The sequence below is a fragment of the Akkermansia sp. RCC_12PD genome (genome assembly GCF_036417355.1).
GTDB lineage: Bacteria > Verrucomicrobiota > Verrucomicrobiia > Verrucomicrobiales > Akkermansiaceae > Akkermansia.
Genome location: NZ_CP143889.1, coordinates 875,230 through 895,197 on the forward strand (window position 1 = coordinate 875,230; position 19,968 = coordinate 895,197).

Consider the following 19,968-nt stretch of genomic DNA (forward strand, 5'->3'; position numbering starts at 1 on the left):
AATGCACGTTGAAGTGCAGCGGAAAGGCCTGCACGTCCCGGAAGGAAACATGGGAACGGCCAGCTCCTTTGGGGAACGCGTCCAAAAACTGTATGGACTAGTCATCCGGTGCTCTAACACATTATCGCCAAACCCGGACGCGTTCCCCGCCCCCTTTTTCCCTTCCACAAGAAGCAAATTCTCAGCGGACAGCCCTTGCCGGGCCTTCATACCCCGCAGGCGTATAGCTGCGGACAGTCACCGCTCCTTCCGCTGTCAGATCAGCCGCGTAGCACGCGGCGTGATGGAAACAGGCCCCCAGGTTGACATACCGGCGCCCTCCCCGTCCGCCGCTCACCAGGCGGCGGTGCAAATGGCCAAAGAAGACTGTCTCCGCCTCAGGGAAGAAACGATCCGCAAACCGACGCATGCGGGGCATCATCGTCAACCATGCCAGAAGAATCTGCACAGGGCGCTCCGGCGGCCATGCAGAATGTGCCAGAAAGCGCACCAGCCTGTTCCTGTAAACCCGGGAACGCGTGTAAATGGGCGGAACCAGAACGCTCATGGCGCGGGCCAGCTCCAGACGGCGGCACAGATCCGCATCCGCGTCCGGAAAAGCGGCAATCAACTCGCGGGAAATATGCTTGTTTTTCAGGTATTCCCACCCCCATGGCGCCACTTCCTTGAACAGGGCATGGCCGTGGAGTGCATAAAAACGGCCGCCCTGCAATTTCAGCAGGCTGAATTCCTCATCTGGGTCATGATTGCCCGCCAGCAGGATGGGCTGCACTCCGGCTTGGGTGCACATGCACAGAAAACGGGCGCGTTTTTCCAGTCCTTCCGCCTGATAGGGGCTCTCGCGTGTTTCGCTCAAGTCCCCGCATACGACCAGATGGGTACACCCTTCCAGCAGGAATTTCAATTCTTCAGGTTCCCTGACCAGGGCCTTGGCATGGCCGAAGTGAATGTCGGAAACAAGCCGTACGCGTTCTCCCGGAGAAAGGGAAAGTTCCTTGATCATGAGCGCAGAATGGCGGAGTAAAAAGAATCAGGAAAGGGACCGCTGGCGCAGGATTTCATACAGGCACACGCCCGTAGCCACGGATACGTTCAGGCAGGGCACGGAACCTTTCATGGGAATCCGCAGGAGGAAGTCGCAATTCTCTTCCGTCAGCCGTCTCATGCCTTCCCCTTCCGCTCCCATCACCAGGGCGGCGGGGCCGGTGAAATCCGTTCCGTACAAATCCCGGTCCCCCTTGTCCGACGTGCCGAATATCCAGATGCCGCGGCTCTGGAGCTGCTTCATGGTCCGCGCCAGGTTGGTGACCTGGATGAAGGGGACCTTTTCCGCCGCCCCCACGGAGATGCGCAGAACGGTTTCCGTGATGCCCACGGACTTGTCCCTGGGGGCAATCACCGCATCCACTCCCGCGCCGTCGGCAGTTCGCAGGATGGCGCCCAGGTTGTGCGGATCCTGCACGCAGTCAAGGATCAGCAAAAGGGGATTGGACGCGCCGTCAAGGATTTCATCCAATGCATCCTCGCCCAGCGCCCTGACGGCGATTTTTGCCGGAGCGCTGCGGACATGCTTGTTCCGGCGCGCTTCCTGTTCATTCCCTTGGGGTCTCATGCGCATGAATTAGCGTGTTTCCTGCCTTTTTTCCAGACAAATATGCCCCCTGCCCCCATCATTGGGCGTGACTTGCCGCCCCCCCCGTATGTTACAGTTTCGTACCATTCAAGATGAAGACGAGCGACTTTTTAGTCATTGGGGCAGGTGTTGCCGGATTAAGTTTCGCCTTGAGAGCTGCGGAACACGGCAGGGTTGCGGTCATAACCAAGGGAAAATTTCTGGATTGCAGTTCCGCGAAGGCGCAGGGCGGGATAGCCGCCGTGTGGGACCATGACGACTCTTTCGAGGACCATGTCGCGGACACGCTGGACGCCGGAGCCGGACTGTGCAATGAACAAGTCGTCCGCACGATCGTGGAGGAAGGCCCCGGAGCCATCCGGGAACTGCTGGAACGGGGAGTCAACTTCGACCAGGCGACGCAGGGGGAGGATTACGAGCTGGCCCGCGAGGGAGGCCACACGAAACGGCGCATCCTGCATGCCAAGGACGCCACCGGCCTGGAAATAACCTCCAAGCTGCTGGAAGCGGCCAAGCTGCACCCCAACATCGAACTGATGGAAGACCGGTTCGCCATCGACCTGATCACGACGACCAAGCTGGGACTGGTCACGGAAGACAGGGTCCTGGGCGCCTATGTGCTGGACCGCAATTCCGGGGAAGTGGAGATTTTCCGTTCGGACCGCGTTCTGCTGGCCACGGGCGGCTGCGGCCGCGTGTACCTGTACACCACCAACAACGATTCCGCCACGGGCGACGGCGTAGCCATGGCGTGGCGCGCGGGGGCCACGATTGCCAACATGGAGTTCGTCCAGTTCCATCCCACCTGCTTTTTCAACACGCGGGCGGAAGGCGCGGAAGCCCGGTCCTTCCTCATTTCCGAGGCTGTCCGCGGCGAAGGCGGCGTACTGACCGGTGCGGACGGCAGGGAATTCATGCACAAGTATGATCCCCGCAAATCCCTGGCCCCGCGGGACATCACCGCCCGGGCCGTGGACTCCGAGATGAAAAGGACGGGCAGCATGTGCGTTTACCTGGACATTTCCCACAAGCCGGACGGTTTTGTCCAGGAACGCTTCCCCCTGATTTACGAAACCTGCAACCGTTACGGAATCAACCCCGCCAAAGAACCCATTCCGGTGGTTCCCGCCGCCCATTTCCAATGCGGCGGAGTGCTGACGGACGTCAACGGCCAAACCACGCTGGACGGCCTTTACGCCGCTGGGGAAACCGGATGCACCGGGCTGCACGGAGCCAACAGGCTGGCCTCCAATTCCCTGCTGGAATGCGTGGTGGTGGCCAAGCGCGCCCTGAACGCCATGCTGGCCCAGCAGCCCCTGCGGAAAGACGCCCCCACCGACTACAGCATTCCCGCGTGGCACCACGGAGATACGGCCCTGCCGGATGAACTTTCCGTCATTTACCACAATTGGGATGAAATCCGCCGCCTGATGTGGGATTATGTCTCCATCGTACGGACCAACAAGAGGCTGGACCGCGCCGCAACGCGCCTGCGCATGCTGCACCGGGAGGTGAAGGATTTCTACTGGGGGTACCGCATTACGCCGGATATTCTGGAACTGCGCAACCTGGTAGCCGTGGCCTCCCTGATCGTGGATTGCGCCATGCGCCGCAACGAAAGCCGCGGCCTGAATTTCAATACGGATTATCCCGGCAAGCTGGATCACCGTTTCGTCACTCAACTGCACCGATGGTAAATCACAGGCAGCGTCAACAGGCATCATGGAAGGGTTCCTGCTGGAAACCCTCTCTTGCCGCATGCCTGCTGCCGCTGCTCGTCGCCGTACTGGCGGGGAATGCCCGCGCCGACATCCAGTCCGGACGGACTGCCGCCCGCGCCCTGTCCAGCACGAAACGGCCCAAAGGCCCCGTCGTCATCACCCCAACGCGCCGGGACCCGCTGCCCGGCGTCGTCGTCAAATCTCCTACGGCGTCCGGAGCGGGCAAGCGCCCGGCGCCCCAGCCGCGCATTCTCCCCCGGACGGCTCCGCAAAGCCCCGGAACCTATCCGTGGCGGCTCAACATCACCGCCACCGTGTTCTGGGTGGGAGAAGACGCCACGGAGCGCAATCCGGTAGCCAACCACAAAAGTTCCTGGGATTCCGCGTGGAAGGAAAGCTTCGGCGGGTTCGACAATCCGGACCCCCTGCACCGCACGATGGATTTCCGGCCCAAGACGTTCATCCCCAGGCAGAATCCCTTTTATGTGGCTCTTCCCTACAACGACGTCTGCAAGGGGGAGCACAAGCCGGAAGCCTCCCGCGTCATTCCCTGGTTCCACCGGGAATTCTCCGGAAAAGGACAATCCGTTTGCAAGGGAAGGTGGGTGCAAATCATTTACAACAAGCGGAGCTGCTTTGCCCAATGGGAGGACTGCGGCCCGTTCACCACGGAGGACTGGCCCTATGTTTTTGGCGACAAGCCCCCCGTCAACACCCACAACAAGGGGGCCGGCATCGACATTTCCCCTGCCGTTCGCGATTATCTGGGCATTCCCGGTGGAACGGCCATCGTCCACTGGCGCTTTGTGGAATTCTACCGCATTCCCCGCGGCCCCTGGTCCAAGTGGGGAGACAACAACCCCTTTGTCAATCCCAGTCTGGGGCCAGGCAAGAGAGCACTCCAGACCCGGGAAGACCGCCTGCGCCAGCAGCAGGAAGCCATTCAGCGGGAACTGTTGAAGGATCCACAGAAACTCAGGAGGGAACTTCAGGGATAACCCCATTCCGCCGCGGTCATGCAACATCCACGCATTCTACACATTTTTAGCCGCTACGGCGGGGTGGGGGGAGAAGAAGTCTGCTTCCACGCCATTACGGAAGCGCTGGGCGCCGTGGCGGACGTTACCCCCTTTGTCTATTCCACCGCGGAACTGTTCCAAAGCTCCCACGGCGCGCTGACGAAAATGCGCTACATGCTCCACAATAGAGACGTGGAGGAAAAGCTGCGCGAATGCCTGCGCCGCGGCCGCTATGACGCGTGGATCATCCACAACACGTTTCCGGCCATGTCTCCCTGCGTCTATGAGCTGGCCCTGCAACAATCCGTTCCGGTCATCCACTATGTGCACAACTACCGCTCCGGCTGCCTCAATGGCGTATTCTACCGGGACGGCGCGCCCTGCTTCTCCTGTAAAAACGGCAATTACCTTCCCGGCGTCATGCACGCCTGCTGGCGCGGCAACGCGGCCTATTCCGCCCTGGCGGCGGCCGTGCTCTCTAAAACACGCCGCATGGGCGCCTGGACCCGCCTTTCCTCCTACATCGCCGTCAGCCGCCGCCAGAGGGAACTTCTCATCCAGTCCGGAATACCTGAAGAAAAAATCAGGGTTATTCCCCATTTCATCCGGCAAAAACCCGTCCCCATACCGGACGCCCCGCGCCGGGACGTTCTGTACGCCGGACGCCTCGCCCCGGAAAAGGGCGTCTTCCAGCTTATCCGTGCATGGGAGCTTCTTTCCCCGCCCGGACGCACTCTTTACCTGATGGGAGACGGCCCCCTGCGCGGGGAACTGGAGCACTACGTGTCTTCCCGCCGCCTTGAATCCATCCGCCTGACGGGATTCATTCCCCATGAGGAACAGGGGACCGTACGCGCCTCCTGCGGCGTAGCCGTCGCACCCTCCCTCTGGGAGGAAACCTTCGGCATGGTCGTTCTGGAATCATGGCTGCACGGCACGCCTGTCATCGTCACGCCGTGCGGCGGCCTGCCGGAACTCATCACCCACGACCAGAACGGATGGATTGCCCGGGAACCCTCCACGGACGCGCTGGCGGAAATGCTGCACACTGCCCTGAAGGAAGAAGAACGTTGGCCATCAATGGGCGCACACGGGCAAGAGCTTCTGTCCTCCACGCACTCCCCCGCCGCATGGCTCCAGGCCATGGGTTGCCTTCTTGAAGAACTCCACATCTTACGTCAACCCTCAACCACCTCGGCATCATGAAATGGTACACCTGCACGCCCGTTCCCTTCAAGGGAGACCACACTTTCTTTTCCCGTGATTCCGGCGCTTTCTGCAAGGCCTTCCAGCGAATCGGCGTGGAAAGCAGGGCTATCATGCCCACGCCCGCCCAGGAAGGGGACGACCCCGACCTCATCCGCACGGAATACTCCAACCTGGAAGATTCCGGCTGGTGGAAATCCCTGGGTATTGACGGACTGGTTCTGTATGCTTGGGGAATGGGAAAGTACACTCCCGTAGCCCGCGCTGTGCATGAGGCAGGCATTTACCTGGTGGTATATATGGACACTTCCGGGCTGTTTTATCCCTGGCGCTATTGGAAAACGCTCACCCGCCATATTTGGAACATGGAGAAAAATAAAAGAGGAAGTTTAAAGGGCCCCCTTTTTGCCTGTCTCCGTATCATCAAATACCATACTGCCGGAGCTTTGGACTGGGGGAGGAGAAAACACTTGAAGATGGCGGATCTCATTTCCTTTCCGTCTCCGCCGGCCCTGCTCTCCATCCTAGACCTCCAATGGCTTTACGGAAAACAGATCTGTGAAAAACTTGCACTCATTCCCAACCCAATCCCTTCTCAGCATATTTATGAACCCGAATCACCCAAGCGCAATCTGATCATTGCCGTGGGCCGCTGGGATGATTTTTTTCAAAAAAACACGAAACTTCTGATGCGTGCACTGGAAATATTCGTGAGCAGGCATACCCCATGGGTCGTTGAGATTTACGGGAACATTCCCCTCTCCCTGCACGACTGGCACCAATCATTATCTCCGGAACATCAAAGTCATATCCATTTGAACGGTGTGGTGCCCAATCAGGAACTCATCAAGATTTATGTAAAATCTAAAATTTGCCTTTGCTCTTCCCGCTATGAAGGTTCTCACATCGCCTCCGCGGAAGCGCTCTGCGCCGGAGCCTCCGTCGTAGGGCCGCGTCTCACCCCCCTGCTGAACTGCCTGCAATGGTATGTTTCCCATGATTCCGGCACGCTCAGCCCAAAGGATTCTCCGGAAAGCCTTGCCGAAGCGCTGCTGGAAGAAATCCGCGCCTGGGACGAAGGGAAACGCAACCCGGAGGAAATCTCCCGCTACTGGTGCTCCCTGCTGCATGCGGAAAACTCCTGCAGGCGCATCATTGCCGCCTATGAAGCCGCCAAAAGCGGGAACTGACCCCTAATTTCCCAAGAGGGCGCGGGCTTCAATCCAGACGTCCGCCCAGTTCCTGTCCGCCAGCGCTCCGTAAAGAGGATGGCCCCACAACCGCGCGCGCATGGCCGCCGGAGAGGCCAGCCCAAGCAGAAAACGCGTCAACTGGGAAGGGCGAGACAGCGCGGGCTTTCTCTGCGCCGCCAGTTCCATGACGGCGGAACGCAGTTCTTCCGGAACCGGGCCGGGCTCCTCCTCTTCCATCTCCGCGGGAACCGCACCGCAGCATGCTGGACAGTGGCCGCAGGGACCGGACGGTTCCCGGAAGCCGAAGTAGGCGTCCAGGCTCCTGTTAAGACAGGCGGCGGCCGTCAGCGTGGAAACGCACGTTTTCCAGCGTTCCAGCCCGTTCAGCCGCGACCGGGAAAAATACCGCGCGAATTCCTCCGCGGTTTCCGCCGCATCAAAACCTTCGGAATGCAGATGAAGCGTTATCTGGCGCAGCTCCACCTTCCATTCCCCGGAAAGGGCCAGTTCGTCAAGCCAGGCGGCGGCCTCTTCCCATGAAATCCCCCACTCCACGGCCAGGGCCTCCACTTCCCCCTCCCGGCAGCCGTCTATCCATTGCAGGCGGGTGCTTTCTTCGCCATCACGGCCGCACAGGATTTCCTCCATCCGGAACAGGGGGCGCACCTTGTAATATTTGCATCCCCTGCCCTGCTCCCGCACAGAGCCGGAACGCTTCAGGTCAAACAGCATCCGGTCCACCGCCACATCCGGCAAATCATGAATGGCGGAGGCTTCATACAGGGAAACAACGTGCTCCCCCCTCTGGGACAGCAGGGACGCCAGCCCCTTCACGCCGTGGCGGTCCGGTTCCACCGCATGCAGGCGGTTGACCACGGCCACGCCGTCGCGGGCGGACAGCATCACCAGGCTGAAGGAGGGCAGCCCGTCGCGCCCCCCACGGCCGGATTCCTGCACATACGCCTCCAGACTGGCAGGCGGGTGGTAATGCACCACGGAGCGCACGTCCGGCTTGTCTATTCCCATGCCGAAGGCAATCGTCGCCACCAGTACGTCCGCCGTCCCCTTCAAAAAATCGTCCTGAACCCCGGCGCGCGTTTCCGGAGGCATGCCCGCATGGTAGGATTTGGCGGCAAACCCGGCACGGCCCAGCTCATAGGACAGGCTTTCCGCATCCTTCCGGGTGCGCGCGTACACCACGGCGGGACGGTGGCCGTCCTCCTTCAAAAACTCAACCAGCCGAGCGGTTTTATCCTCCTCCTTCAGCGTTTCCACCTGGCGGACGATATTCGCGCGGTACGGCGGGGTGCGGAAAATGCACTCCTCCTTCACGCTGAAAAGGGAGGCCAGGTCGCGACAGACCCGTTCTGTAGCCGTAGCCGTAAGAGCCATGACGCTCCGGAAGCCGTATTTTCTGAAAAAATCCGGCAATCCCAGATAATCGGGTCGGAAGCTATGTCCCCATTCCGAGAGGCAATGAGCCTCATCCACCACAAACAGACCTGGGGAAACGAACTCCATGGCCTGCTGCATCCATGGGGATTCCAGGGATTCCGGAGCGGCGAACAACAGACGGACAACGCCGGATTTCAGGGAGCCCATCAAGGCCTCCTTTTCTTCATCACTCAGGGAAGAATCATACCTGGCCGCAGCCACGCCCAGTTTTTCCAGTCCGGCCACCTGGTCACGCATCAGCGCAATGAGAGGAGAAACCACTACAGTCACTCCGTCCATCAGAACTGCCGGAATCTGGTAGCAAAGGCTTTTGCCGGCCCCCGTCGGGAGAATGCCAATGCAGGAAAGGCCGCGCAGGGAGCATTCCATCAGTTCCCGCTGCATGGGGCGGAATTCCCGTTTGCCGAACTGGCGCAACGCATCTTCCAGAGAGGAGGAATACATGAGAGTTACTGTACCATAACGCAAAATTACGGCAAAAGGAATCCTATGACATTGACATGGTGTGTGCGTTCTATATTCTGCACCACTATGAGCTCTCTAAAAACCATCCTCGCCGGAACACTGGCGCTGCTGGCGGCTTCTCCCCTGATGGCGCAGACTGCGTCCGGAAAGGATAAAAAACCGAACATCCTGTTCATCATTACGGATGACCATGCCTACCAGACGCTGGGCACCAGCAAGCATGATTCTCCCGTTGCCCTACCCAATTTCAACAAGCTGGCCAAACAGGGCATGGTCTTTGACCGCAGCTATTGCGCCAATTCCCTGTGCGGCCCGTCACGCGCCTGCATCCTGACCGGGCGGCATTCCCATATGAACGGCTTCGTCTTTAACGGCCAAAGGCCGCTTGACGGCTCCCAGCCCACCTACCCGAAGATGCTGCAAAAAGCCGGCTACCAGACGGCTCTATTCGGGAAATGGCATTTGGAATCCAACCCCACCGGATTTGATACCTGGGAAATTTTCCCCGGCCAGGGCAGTTATTACAATCCGGACTTCATCATCCCCAAGCCGAACGGCAAGGGACGCCAGACGAAGCGCTTCCCCGGCTATGCCACGGACGTGGTCACGGACAAATCCATCCAGTGGCTGGAAAACCGGGACAAGGACAAGCCCTTCCTGCTCGTGGTGGGCCACAAGGCACCCCACCGCGCCTGGTGTCCCGCCCTGCGCCACCTGGGCAAGGTGAATACCTCCAGGCTGTCGCCGCCCGCCAACTTCCACGACGATTACGCCAACCGTCCGGAGTTCCTGAAGAAAAACCAGCAGACCGTCGCCAGACACATGGCGATCTATTCCGACCTCAAGGTTCTCAAGGATCAGGTACCGGAAGAGATGCGCAAGAGCATCGTCTCCCCGGGCTACGGCTGGGATCTGGGGGAACTGAACCGCATGACTCCGGAAGAAAAGAAAACCTGGACGGATTATTACGCCAAGCGTACCAAATCCCTGGTGGACGGCATGAAATCCGGAAAGCTGAAAGATCCGAAAGCCTTTGCGGAATGGAAATGGCACGCGTATATGGAAGACTACCTGGGCTGCCTGCTCTCCGTGGACGACAGCATCGGGCGCCTCATGAAATATCTGGACAAGGAAGGCATTTCCAAAGACACGCTGGTCATCTATTGCGGGGACCAGGGCTTTTACATGGGTGAACACGGCATGTACGACAAGCGCTGGATTTTTGAAGAATCACTCCGCATGCCGCTCATCATGAAATGGCCCGGAAAGATTCCCGCAGGCACGCGCAACAACACGATGGTGCAGAACATCGACTATGCCCCCACCATCGTCTCCGCGGCCGGGGCCGACACGCCGGAAAACATGAACACGTTCCAGGGCGTCTCCCTGCTCCCGACGGCTTTCACCAACAAGAAGCCGGACCAATGGAGGGATGCCATCTACTACTGCTTCTACGAGAATCCCGGCGAACACAACGCTCCGCGCCACGACGGCATCCGGACAGACCGCTATACACTTTCCTACATTTGGACAAGCGACGAATGGATGCTTTTCGACATGCAGAAGGACCCCATGCAGATGAAGAACGTCATTAACGATCCGGCCTACAAAACCACGGCGGAACAGCTCAAGAAGCGCTACCAGGAACTCCGGAAGACCTACAAAGTCCCGGAAAACTGTCCCGGAGGAAAGGGTACGCCCATTCCCAAATTTGACGCCACCTGGTAACAGGGCGGTCTGTCAATCCTCTCTTTCCAAGCGCCGGAAAATTCCGGCGCTTTTTTATTTCAAATACGTTATATTCTTGATTCATTATCGGCATTTTTCCTAACATGGAAGAATGCCATTCACTCTCCTGAATCCGGTTTTACGGTCCTGCCTGTTCCTTCTGCTTTTTTCCGCCGTGGGGAATGCCGCTCTTTCCGCCATGCCAGGGGAAAATCTCTCCCCTTCCTCTCCGGAAATCTGCCGGCACACTGCCAGCCAAATGTCCAACATGGTGCTCCAATGCATTCGCCAAAAGAACCTGAATCAAGCCGTAAAGCAGTTACGTCAAAACATGGAAGAGCTTCCTCCTGACATCAGGAAAGAGGAGGAAGGAGCTCAATTACTGGGTCATTTGCAAAACCTGCTGGATTCTATCACTCAGCCCAGAGGAGGATTTTTATATTCCTTTCTTTATACGCCCGTTTCAGAAGGCGTCGAATTCCCGTTTTTTTCCCGGAATGCCGACCAGGCAACTCTGCGGCTGGAACAGTTGAATTTGGTTCAGGCTATCCGTCAAAAAATACAGGAATGGAAGGAAACGCCTCCCACACAGGAGGAACTTCAGGCATTTTTTGACGTATTCGATAACTCGGAAAAATTTTTGCGCGCCATCGGCCTTCGTCCCTCCCTTGCGGAAAACAGACAGCCAGCCATTTCCTTTCTGCCCTTTTTGGAAACCCAGGGAGAGCCGTTGATGCGGAAACTCAATAAACCAGAGGATCACAGCGACCTTGCCACCACACTTTTCATACCTGTAGCCCAGCCAGGTTCCTACATCCTCAGGGCTTCCGTCCATCCTTCCAGCGAATCCCGCCTTCTGATCCATCTCAACCGCATACGCATTCAAAGCATTACCCTGAAAACAGGAATCCTGTGGTATATTTCCGACAGCCGGACAGGTAATCCCATTCCCTCAGCCAACATCCATCTGGCCATTTGCAAACAGGGAGCTTCCCCTCTTCTCCTGACAAAGACAACCAATGCAAAAGGCTATTGCTTCCAGCAGCCCCTTCTGCCCGATACATGCATGATCATGGGATGGGTTGACACTAATCGGGAAGGGACATTCCCGATTCTTCCATTTCATACGCAGTCTCCCAGCTCCGACAACGATCCGTTCCATTTCCTCTCCGAAGAGACTCCTCCCGAAGAAACGCTTCCCAAAAACCATGGGGCAAAAACATTTTGCATCACCAGCCAGCCGGCCTATTTCCCTGAACAGACTGTACATGTCAAAGGAATCCATTGGAGAGCCGGCAATCACGAATCCAGCGCATCCACGACAGCCGGCCTTTCCCTGCGCGTCCGCATTGCAACCGGCACACAGGAACAACATACTCTTCTGGAAAAAAACGTCACAACGGATGAAGCCGGCGAGTTCGATCTGGACTTTCGCCTCCCTCTCACTGTTCCGGCCGGAGCCTGCCATATCCTGGTCTCCCTGGAGCCCCCTCCCAGAAAAACTCCCCCGGAATGGTTTGAGAATGAGGACGACAGGTTTTCATGGGAAACCGCCGCGGAATTTCAGATAGTGGAACCGAAGTCTGTACCGCCACCCATGGTGACTGTGCAGGCGGACCCGGCAGAAATGATGTCTCCCCTTCATGTTCAGGTGAACGTTCCTTCCTCGAATTCCCGGATAAAAGTCGCCGTCCGGGAGTTCACCATCCCCAGGGAACGGGAGTGGAAACCGCTTCCCGCCGCTTTGGAAAATCTGTTCAGCAACCCTTATGAATACGTCCCAGCTCCATTGAACAATGATCCTGTCTTTCAGGATACGCTGCTACCGGATGCAGAGGGACGTGCGGAGTTCACTTTCCATCCGAACCCGGATGCAGAGGGAAGGCCGGACGGAGATCTTTGCTATCAAATAACCGCATCCATGGAAACGGAGGGAAACGCCCTCCCGTCTTCTACAACCAAATTCATTGTCAAGTCCTCCCGGCCTTTCCGCATTTTCTTCACGGGAGAACGGCTGTTTGCCGAATCCGGGCGTGTTTTCAAAGGAACCGTCGTTGCTGCCGATGCTTACGGAAACAGAGTACCCGGAGCGCAGGGGCATTTGAAAATCATTCATCAGCAGATGGGCATGAAGGAGAACCGCCCTGTTCCCACAGCAAAGAAAACCATTGAGGATTTTCCCGTTGCGACGGATGAACGGGGACAGGCGGTTTTTTCGTTCATTCCGCCCAGCCCGGGCCAGTATATCCTGCAGGCCGTACTGAAAGACAAAGAGGAGCGCACAATGGAGAAAAATACTTATTTGTCATGCTCCGGGCCTGGAAAACATGAGCTTTTGGATTATGAAGACATCAGGCTGATTCCCGACAAGGCATTCTACCGTCCGGGAGACACGGCGCGCCTGCTGATTACAACACGGAAACCGGATACCCGGGTGTGCCTTGTACTGAGAGGCGGATGGGAAACAGAAAGCTATGAGATATTGCATGTGAAAGGACAGCAAAAAGTCGTCAAGGTCCCCGTCACAACGGGGGACATGCCCAATCTGGGAATTCAGGCTTTCACTCTGGAAGGGAAATTTTCCGCCGAACACGCGGTTGAGCTATCGGTGCCCCACACCGGAAAAGAATTGAATGTGGCACTTTCCATGGAGTTCCCAGACAAGGCAAACAGTCGAAACGCTGCAGCCCTTGTGACCGTACGCGACAAATGCGGAAATCCCGTCAAAAACAGCCGGGTGACCCTGAGTGCCTATGACAATTCCCTGCATCTCCATTCCCCTCTTCACAATTCCATGTTCACACAGTTCATCTGGCGAAAACCGAATACCATTCTGAAAGCATGCAGCAATGATTTTTTACTGCCATCCATGAACGACCATAAACATGTTGACCACAGCCTGTCAGATCCGGATCAACATCCTTACCTGATCAAACACGAATATCATTTTCTCACTCCGGATACGCCCGCCATCCCCGGTCCCTACTTCGAGCATTCATGGGGCTCAGCCCATAACCTGGAGCAGTTTGACGCATATGCGGCATCGTTTTCAAAAATCTCCGAGGCATGGCGGCATGCCGTTTCCAACAAAGCTTTTCTTCAAACCGGGCTGCCGTTCCACGGCACGCTCCGGTCTCCCGGGTGTGTCAAATGGTGCAGCACACTTTATACGGATGAGAAGGGAACAGTACGGGTTCCCATCAACTTCGATCCTCATTCAAATGCCTGGCGCATTTGTGCATGGGCACGCACGCAGGACTTGAAAACCGGACAGGCTTCCATCAAGGTCCGTCTGGACAGGCACTAAATGAGGCGCATCATTGTTACGGTAACAAATTTTATCAGAATCATGCCGAAAACGGTGCACCCCTTCCCATAATACCCGGGATATGGAGACGCGGCGGGAGATTTTTTATCCCCCACCACACGGGAAGGCAAAAGCAGTGGCGGAAAAGGATTCCCCTCTTGCGGCATTACTGAAAATAAAACTGCCGCAGCCGCCAACAAGGGGCTGCGGCCATGAAAGGAGAAATACGGACGGCCGTTTTCCCCGTCCTGTTCTAATATCGGTAGAAGTCCGGCTTGTAGGGGCCTTCCACCGGAACGCCGATGTAGTCCGCCTGTTCCGGACTAAGGACGGTGAGCTTGCAACCGATCTTGCCCAGGTGCAGGCGGGCGACTTCCTCGTCCAGTACCTTGGGCAGCACTTCGACGCCCACCGAACGATTTTCACGGGTGTTCCACAGTTCAAGCTGGGCCAGCACCTGGTTGGCGAAGCTGTTGGACATCACGAAGCTGGGATGGCCCGTAGCGCAGCCCAGGTTGACCAGGCGCCCTTCCGCCAGCAGGTACAGGCTGTTGCCGGACGGGAACGTGTAACGGTCCACCTGCGGCTTGATGTTGAGGTGCCTGATGCCGGGGTAGGTCTGGAGCTTGTGCACCTGGATTTCATTGTCGAAGTGGCCTATGTTGCACACAATGGCCTGGTCCTTCATTTTTTCCATGTGTTCAATGCGGATGATGTTGCAGTTGCCCGTGGTGGTCACGTAAATGTCCGCCCAGCCCAGCGTGTCCTCCACCGTCAGCACGCGGTAGCCCTCCATGGCGGCCTGAAGGGCGCAGATGGGATCGACTTCCGTCACTACCACCTGGGCGCCCATGCCGCGCAGGGATTGCGCGCAGCCCTTCCCCACGTCTCCGTAGCCGCAGACCACGGCCACCTTGCCCGCAATCATTACGTCCGTGGCGCGCTTGATACCGTCCACCAGGGATTCGCGGCAGCCGTACAGGTTGTCGAATTTGGATTTGGTGACGGAGTCGTTCACGTTGATGGCGGGAATCAGAAGCCTGCCGGCAGCCTGCATCTGGTACAGGCGGTGCACGCCTGTGGTCGTTTCCTCGGAAACGCCCTTGAGTTCCGGCAGCCAGCGGTGGAAGATGCCCGGCGTTTCCGCGGAGATTTTTTTCAGCAGGTCCTTGATGACCTGTTCTTCCTCGGATTCGGACGGGGTGTTTACCCAGTCACTGCCGTTTTCCATTTCATAACCGCGGTGAATGAGCAGCGTGGCGTCCCCACCGTCGTCCACAATCAACTGCGGTCCCAGGGCGCCGGGAAAGTTCATGGCCTTCCAGGTACAGTCCCAGTATTCCTTGAGGGTCTCCCCTTTCCAGGCAAAAACGGGCGTGCCGGATTCGGCGATGGCGGCGGCGGCATGGTCCTGGGTGGAGAAGATGTTGCAGCTTGCCCACCGGACGGAAGCGCCCAGGGCCGTCAGCGTTTCAATGAGTACGGCGGTCTGCACGGTCATGTGCAGGGAGCCCATGATGCGCACTCCGTCCAGAGGCCGGGAAGCGGCGTATTTTTCACGCACGGCCATCAGGCCGGGCATTTCATGTTCGGCAATGTCCAGTTCCTTGCGTCCGAAGTCGGCAAGGCTGATGTCGCGCACCTTGTAGTGTTCCGTTTCTGAAAACATGTGGTCAGTGTGGTGATGGTTTAATGGAGGAGGTTTTTCAGGGACGCAAGACGCGCTTCGTCCAGCGTCTCCCAGGGGAGGTCCGGCTTGGTGAAGTGCCCGTAATGGGTCGTCTGGCGGTAGATGGGCCGCAGCAGGTCCAGCTGGGTGACCATGTCCGCGGGTTTGAAGGAGAAGATGCCTTCCAGCGCGTCTTCAATAACGTTTTCCTCCACTTTTCCGGTGCCGAAGGTGTCCACGCGGATGGATACCGGTGTGGGGTAGCCGATGGCGTAAGCCACCTGAAGCTCGCATTTGTCCGCCAGTCCGGCGGCCACGATGTGCTTGGCCACCCAGCGGCACATGTACGCGGCGGAGCGGTCCACCTTGGACGGGTCCTTGCCGGAGAAGGCGCCGCCGCCGTGACGCCCCATTCCCCCGTACGTGTCCACAATGATCTTGCGCCCTGTCAGGCCGGAATCCCCATGGGGGCCGCCTACCACGAATTTGCCGGTGGGGTTGATGAAGTATTCCGTCTTTTCATCCAGCAGTTCTTCAGGCAGGACGCTTTTGACCAGCTTTTTGCAGTAGTCGGAGATCGTTTCATGGCTTACGTCCTCCGTATGCTGGGTGGAAATGACCACGTTTTCAATATGGGCCGGGCGCCCGTCCTCGCCGTAGGCCACGGCCACCTGGGACTTGCAGTCCGGACGCAGCCAGTCCACATGGCCCCGCTTGCGGCGTTTGGCCAGTTCAATAAGAATTCTGTGGGCGAACACGATCGGGGCCGGAAGAAGTTCCGGAGTTTCGTTCGTGGCAAAGCCAAACATGATGCCCTGGTCCCCCGCGCCCTGTTCCGCATGGCCCTTGCCCTCCGCCTCGCGGGCGTCCACGCCCTGTGCAATGTCCGGGGACTGTTCCGTAAGAAGGTTCGTGAAAAAGACGGTGTCCGCATGGAACACGTCGTCATCCTGCCCGTTGCAGTAGCCGATCTCCCGGATGGCTTGGCGGGCGATTTTTTCCGGATTGATGACCGCCTTGGTCGTCAGTTCCCCGGCAATGATGACCATGTTGCTTTTCACCAGGGTTTCGCACGCAACGCGGCTAGTTTTGTCTTGAGCCAGGCAGGCGTCTAAAATAGAGTCGGAAATGTAGTCGGCCACTTTGTCCGGGTGGCCTTCTCCTACGGATTCCGAGGTGAAGATGTGAGGGTTGTTTTTACTCATATCGATAAATCGTGATGCGTTGATATATTATTCTGCCATGAAGTCAATCCTAAAAACGCTAAAACTCCTGACGGACCCCACCCGTCTGCGCATCATCAACGTTCTGGATGAAGAATCCCTGAGCGTTGCGGAACTTCAGGAAATTCTCGGCATGGGGCAGAGCCGCATTTCCACCCAGCTCGCCCAGTTGCGGCAGGAAGAGCTGGTGGAAGACACGCGCTCCGGCAAGAACGTTTTTTACACGCTCTCCCTGGCCGACGACCTGCACAACGTAGCAATGAAGGCCTGTGAGGAACTGCCGGAGGCGGAGGCGGACAAAAAGGCTCTCCAGGTTATTCTGGACAAGCGCAGAAACCGTACGCAGGCCTATTTTGACGAAGTGGTGTGCCGCCTGGGAAAGAATTACGCCCCAGGCCGTTCATGGAAGGCGCTGGCCGGAGCGCTGCTCCGCATCCTGAATTACGACGTAGTAGCCGATCTGGGGGCTGGAGAAGGCTTCGTCTCCCAGCTCATTTCCCCCAGCGCCAAAAGGGTCATTGCGGTGGACAATTCCCCGAGCATGGTGGAACTGGGGCAGGAACTGGCCCGCAAACACGGCCTGGACAATCTGGAATACCGCCTGGGAGACATTGAATCTCCCCCCATTGAACCCGGAACGGTGGATCTGGCCCTGCTCAGCCAGGCCCTGCACCATGCGCAAAAACCCGCCAAAGCGCTGGAAGCCGCCTGGAACATCCTGAAACCGGGCGGGTGCCTGGTCGTTCTTGACCTGCTCCAGCACGGCCAGGAGGAGGCACGGGAACTGTATGCGGACCGCTGGCTGGGCTTCACCCCCGCCGCCCTGGAGAGCATGCTGAAGGAAGCGGGATTCGGGAACATCCACACGGACATCGTGGACAGGGAGCCGGAACCGCCCCATTTCCAAACCCTGATGGCCGCTGCCTGGAAACGATAAAATAAATTGACCTTCCATTATTTTTAGTTAATCTCTAACATATAGAGACATCCAACTTCATCCTCATGAGCTTTATTAAATACGTTTGTGCCTTCACTGCCGCATTTATTCTTTCCTTCATTCTTGCAGCTGTTGCCGTCTTTTGCTTTATTCATCCGTCGTGCAGTTTCTCCCGTGATAAAGCGGACAAGCAGCCTGTAGAGCATTCCACTGAAGAACTGTATGCCCAGTACATGGAGCTCTCCCCTGCGGAAAGAACCGGAAAGCGGCAAACGCTACTGGCCAAGGCAGCCCACGGAGGCTATCTTCCCGCAGTTCGCCAAATAGCCGCAGAAGCGCGTGAAGGAGGAACTCCCAAAGGCACGATAGGAAATGAATATGATTTCTGGATAAGGAAGGCAGCGAACATGGGAGACCCGGAAGCGCAATATGAAGCCTTCCGCGAATGCGACATGAGCGACTTAGAAGGCCTTGCCTACCTGTCCAGGGCAGCTGAACAAAATCATGGCCCGGCTCTCCTGGCCCTCGGTCTCCTCTACGCCGAGGGAAGTCCAAGACATTATATTGCCAGAAATGAGAGAAAAGCGATCGAATGTTATCGGCGCGCCGCCGAAGCCAAAGAACCGGATGCCCGTTGCCTGATGTATCTCCTGGCCCGGCTCCAGATTCTTCCGGAAGCGGAAATTGCTCAAATAACCCAACGCTATCAGAAAGACGTAAAACAGGCGGAGCATCAAATTTCCCCATCGCTTGACTATCCGGAAGACGTGACAGAAAGCTCTCAGGCGTATGATCTCCTAAGGACCTACCTCCCGGCTAACGAAAAAGTCAAAGCTCTCCCGGAACCGGATTTCCTGCTGCCTGAGGAGGACCCATTTGGAGAAAATAACAGCTGATTCGTCTGACTGAAGACAAAATCCCGGAGGATAAACGCTCATCAACCATGAAAGTCAAATCCGCGCTAATCATTTCCGGCTGTGTTCTCGCAGCCTCGCTGGGTGTTTACTGGATAGCCTCCCCGAGGGAACCCTCCCCTGAGGAACTGTACCGGCAATACATGGAGTTATCTCCATCCCTGCGGTTTGGTCAGAGAGAGAATCTTCTGCAGAAAGCGGCGCAGGGAGGGCATGTGCCGGCCATGGTCCAGATGGCGAAGGATATCTTCATGGACAAAGAGAGCCTCCTCTCTGAAGATTATGAGTTCTGGCTGAAAAAAGCGGCCGACACGGGAGGGAACCCGGCAGTTCAAATGGACGTGTATTATAATGTTGATCTTTCGGAGGAGGAGCTTTTCAGCTATTTGACTAAAGCCGCCGGGCAGTCTTACGGACCCGCTCTTTGGGAATTGGGCTGCATTTATTCATCATTCAACAATTACAACATTGTACCAGACGAGCAAAGAGCCCTCGCCCTCTTCCGGCAGGCGGCGGATGCCAATAATTCCGATGCCCTTTATCTCCTCTACGCTGTGGACCGGTTGAATATCTTTCCTTTAACAGAAGCAGAAAAGAAAACTGACTTTTACCGACGCTACCGGACGGCGCTCGGCAGCCATGATACACCGCTGCCCTCTCTTACAAACATTCATGAGCTGGATTCATTTGAATATGAATTTGTTCTCAAGTTTCTTCTGAAATCCATGGGCGCCAATGAAAAAGTAAAATCAACCTTGAAAAATATTAATGAAGAGGCGTTTGACAATGCTTGCAAAGATGTTTTCTGAAGCCTAGAAGGCTGACTGAACCAGAGACACTTAATTCTCCGGCACCAGCTCATCGGCGGAGCGTTCTTCCGGAAACGGGCGCTTTCCGGCCTGCAGGGATTCCCTCAATTCCTGAACGATGGCCGTCATCCGCTCCACGGACAGGTCTTCCTTCCCTTCAATTTCCTCATCTACCAGGGCTTTCATTTCCTCCAGAAGGAGGTTCGGTTCCAGACGGTAGTTGAGCAATACGCGGAACAGTTCTCTGCCGGCCTCCTGCACGGTAACGGCCGGAAAGTCCTTGACACTCTTCAGGCTCTTTTCCTCAAAGGAGTTCAGAAGACCTGCATAACGGCGGAAAGCGCGCTGGAATTCCTCCGGGCACGTAGCTACATCCACGGAGGAAAGATAACGCCGGAAGGCTATTTCCGCAGCCAGGTGGGCGGAGGGATCTTCCGCGGATTCCGCCAGCCATGCTTCCTTCTGCTTCAGGTACACGAGCAAAAGAACCTTCCGGATGGCTTCCCTCTGCCTGCCCTTGGGCCCCTTTTTCAATTTGACCAGATCCAGGTCCAGTTCTGCGGCATCCGGACTGGCCACATCCTGGGCCGGGCACACCTCCAGCGCCGCCGCCATCACAACGAAGGGCAGCCATTTCCCCATACATTCCCGGAGGTATGCCATTGCGGTCAGCAATTACACGAAAAGTT

15 protein-coding genes are annotated in these 19,968 nt (G+C 57.2%); 9 read left to right on the forward strand and 6 right to left on the reverse strand.

Going from position 1 to position 19,968, the window contains the following annotated elements; translation table 11 throughout:
* Positions 1–181: 181 nt before the first annotated feature.
* On the reverse strand, positions 182–1,003 hold the full coding sequence (locus tag V3C20_RS03600; protein ID WP_130083638.1) for a metallophosphoesterase: 822 nt from the start codon (positions 1,001–1,003) through the stop codon (positions 182–184).
* 27 nt (positions 1,004–1,030) lie between these two features.
* Positions 1,031–1,618 carry a 23S rRNA (guanosine(2251)-2'-O)-methyltransferase RlmB gene (rlmB, locus tag V3C20_RS03605; protein WP_130083639.1) on the reverse strand — a complete coding sequence of 196 codons (588 nt, stop codon included), beginning with the start codon at positions 1,616–1,618 and terminating at the stop codon, positions 1,031–1,033.
* A 107-nt stretch (positions 1,619–1,725) separates the two neighbouring features.
* Between rlmB and nadB the strand changes: the two genes are divergently transcribed.
* The 4 genes from nadB to V3C20_RS03625 are packed head-to-tail and all read left to right on the forward strand — an operon-like array spanning position 1,726 to position 6,769.
* Positions 1,726–3,330, forward strand: coding sequence for an L-aspartate oxidase (nadB, locus tag V3C20_RS03610; protein ID WP_130083640.1), 1,605 nt, complete (start codon positions 1,726–1,728; stop codon positions 3,328–3,330).
* On the forward strand, positions 3,324–4,352 hold the full coding sequence (locus V3C20_RS03615; RefSeq protein WP_130083641.1) for a hypothetical protein: 1,029 nt from the start codon (positions 3,324–3,326) through the stop codon (positions 4,350–4,352). Before nadB ends, V3C20_RS03615 begins: the two co-directional genes overlap by 7 nt.
* Before the next feature lie 18 nt (positions 4,353–4,370).
* On the forward strand, positions 4,371–5,579 hold the full coding sequence (locus V3C20_RS03620) for a glycosyltransferase family 4 protein (RefSeq protein WP_130083642.1): 1,209 nt from the start codon (positions 4,371–4,373) through the stop codon (positions 5,577–5,579).
* The gene (locus V3C20_RS03625; RefSeq protein WP_130083643.1) at positions 5,576–6,769 is read left to right on the forward strand and encodes a glycosyltransferase; all 1,194 of its coding nucleotides are present in this window, start codon (positions 5,576–5,578) and stop codon (positions 6,767–6,769) included. The genes V3C20_RS03620 and V3C20_RS03625 overlap by 4 nt, the downstream gene beginning before the upstream one ends.
* 3 nt (positions 6,770–6,772) lie before the next feature.
* On the opposite strand, the gene V3C20_RS03630 is transcribed toward V3C20_RS03625, so the two are convergent.
* Positions 6,773–8,671, reverse strand: a complete 1,899-nt coding sequence (locus tag V3C20_RS03630; protein WP_130083644.1) for a RecQ family ATP-dependent DNA helicase — start codon at positions 8,669–8,671, stop codon at positions 6,773–6,775.
* 87 nt (positions 8,672–8,758) lie between these two features.
* On the opposite strand from V3C20_RS03630, the gene V3C20_RS03635 reads away from it, so the two are divergent.
* Together V3C20_RS03635 and V3C20_RS03640 are read left to right on the forward strand one after the other, a co-directional pair.
* Positions 8,759–10,420, forward strand: coding sequence for a sulfatase (locus V3C20_RS03635; RefSeq protein WP_130083645.1), 1,662 nt, complete (start codon positions 8,759–8,761; stop codon positions 10,418–10,420).
* A 112-nt stretch (positions 10,421–10,532) separates the two neighbouring features.
* Positions 10,533–13,727 (forward strand): hypothetical protein, encoded by a 3,195-nt coding sequence (locus V3C20_RS03640; RefSeq protein ID WP_130083646.1) that lies wholly within the window; start codon positions 10,533–10,535, stop codon positions 13,725–13,727.
* Between the two features lie 253 nt (positions 13,728–13,980).
* Here V3C20_RS03640 and ahcY read toward each other — a convergent pair whose 3' ends face one another.
* Positions 13,981–15,396 (reverse strand): adenosylhomocysteinase, encoded by a 1,416-nt coding sequence (ahcY, locus tag V3C20_RS03645; RefSeq protein ID WP_130083647.1) that lies wholly within the window; start codon positions 15,394–15,396, stop codon positions 13,981–13,983.
* A gap of 20 nt (positions 15,397–15,416) precedes the next feature.
* Complete coding sequence (metK, locus tag V3C20_RS03650; RefSeq protein WP_130083648.1) at positions 15,417–16,601, reverse strand: methionine adenosyltransferase; 1,185 nt, start codon at positions 16,599–16,601, stop codon at positions 15,417–15,419.
* Between the two features lie 37 nt (positions 16,602–16,638).
* Here metK and V3C20_RS03655 point away from each other — a divergent pair, with 37 nt between their 5' ends.
* The 3 genes from V3C20_RS03655 to V3C20_RS03665 all read left to right on the forward strand — a co-directional run bounded on the left by V3C20_RS03655 (position 16,639) and on the right by V3C20_RS03665 (position 19,279).
* Positions 16,639–17,556, forward strand: coding sequence for a metalloregulator ArsR/SmtB family transcription factor (locus V3C20_RS03655; protein WP_130083649.1), 918 nt, complete (start codon positions 16,639–16,641; stop codon positions 17,554–17,556).
* A gap of 65 nt (positions 17,557–17,621) precedes the next feature.
* Complete coding sequence (locus V3C20_RS03660; RefSeq protein ID WP_130083650.1) at positions 17,622–18,452, forward strand: SEL1-like repeat protein; 831 nt, start codon at positions 17,622–17,624, stop codon at positions 18,450–18,452.
* Between the two features lie 47 nt (positions 18,453–18,499).
* On the forward strand, positions 18,500–19,279 hold the full coding sequence (locus V3C20_RS03665) for a sel1 repeat family protein (protein WP_130083651.1): 780 nt from the start codon (positions 18,500–18,502) through the stop codon (positions 19,277–19,279).
* A gap of 30 nt (positions 19,280–19,309) precedes the next feature.
* On the opposite strand, the gene V3C20_RS03670 is transcribed toward V3C20_RS03665, so the two are convergent.
* Positions 19,310–19,942 carry a hypothetical protein gene (locus V3C20_RS03670; RefSeq protein ID WP_149873745.1) on the reverse strand — a complete coding sequence of 211 codons (633 nt, stop codon included), beginning with the start codon at positions 19,940–19,942 and terminating at the stop codon, positions 19,310–19,312.
* Between the last annotated feature and the right edge of the window lie 26 nt (positions 19,943–19,968).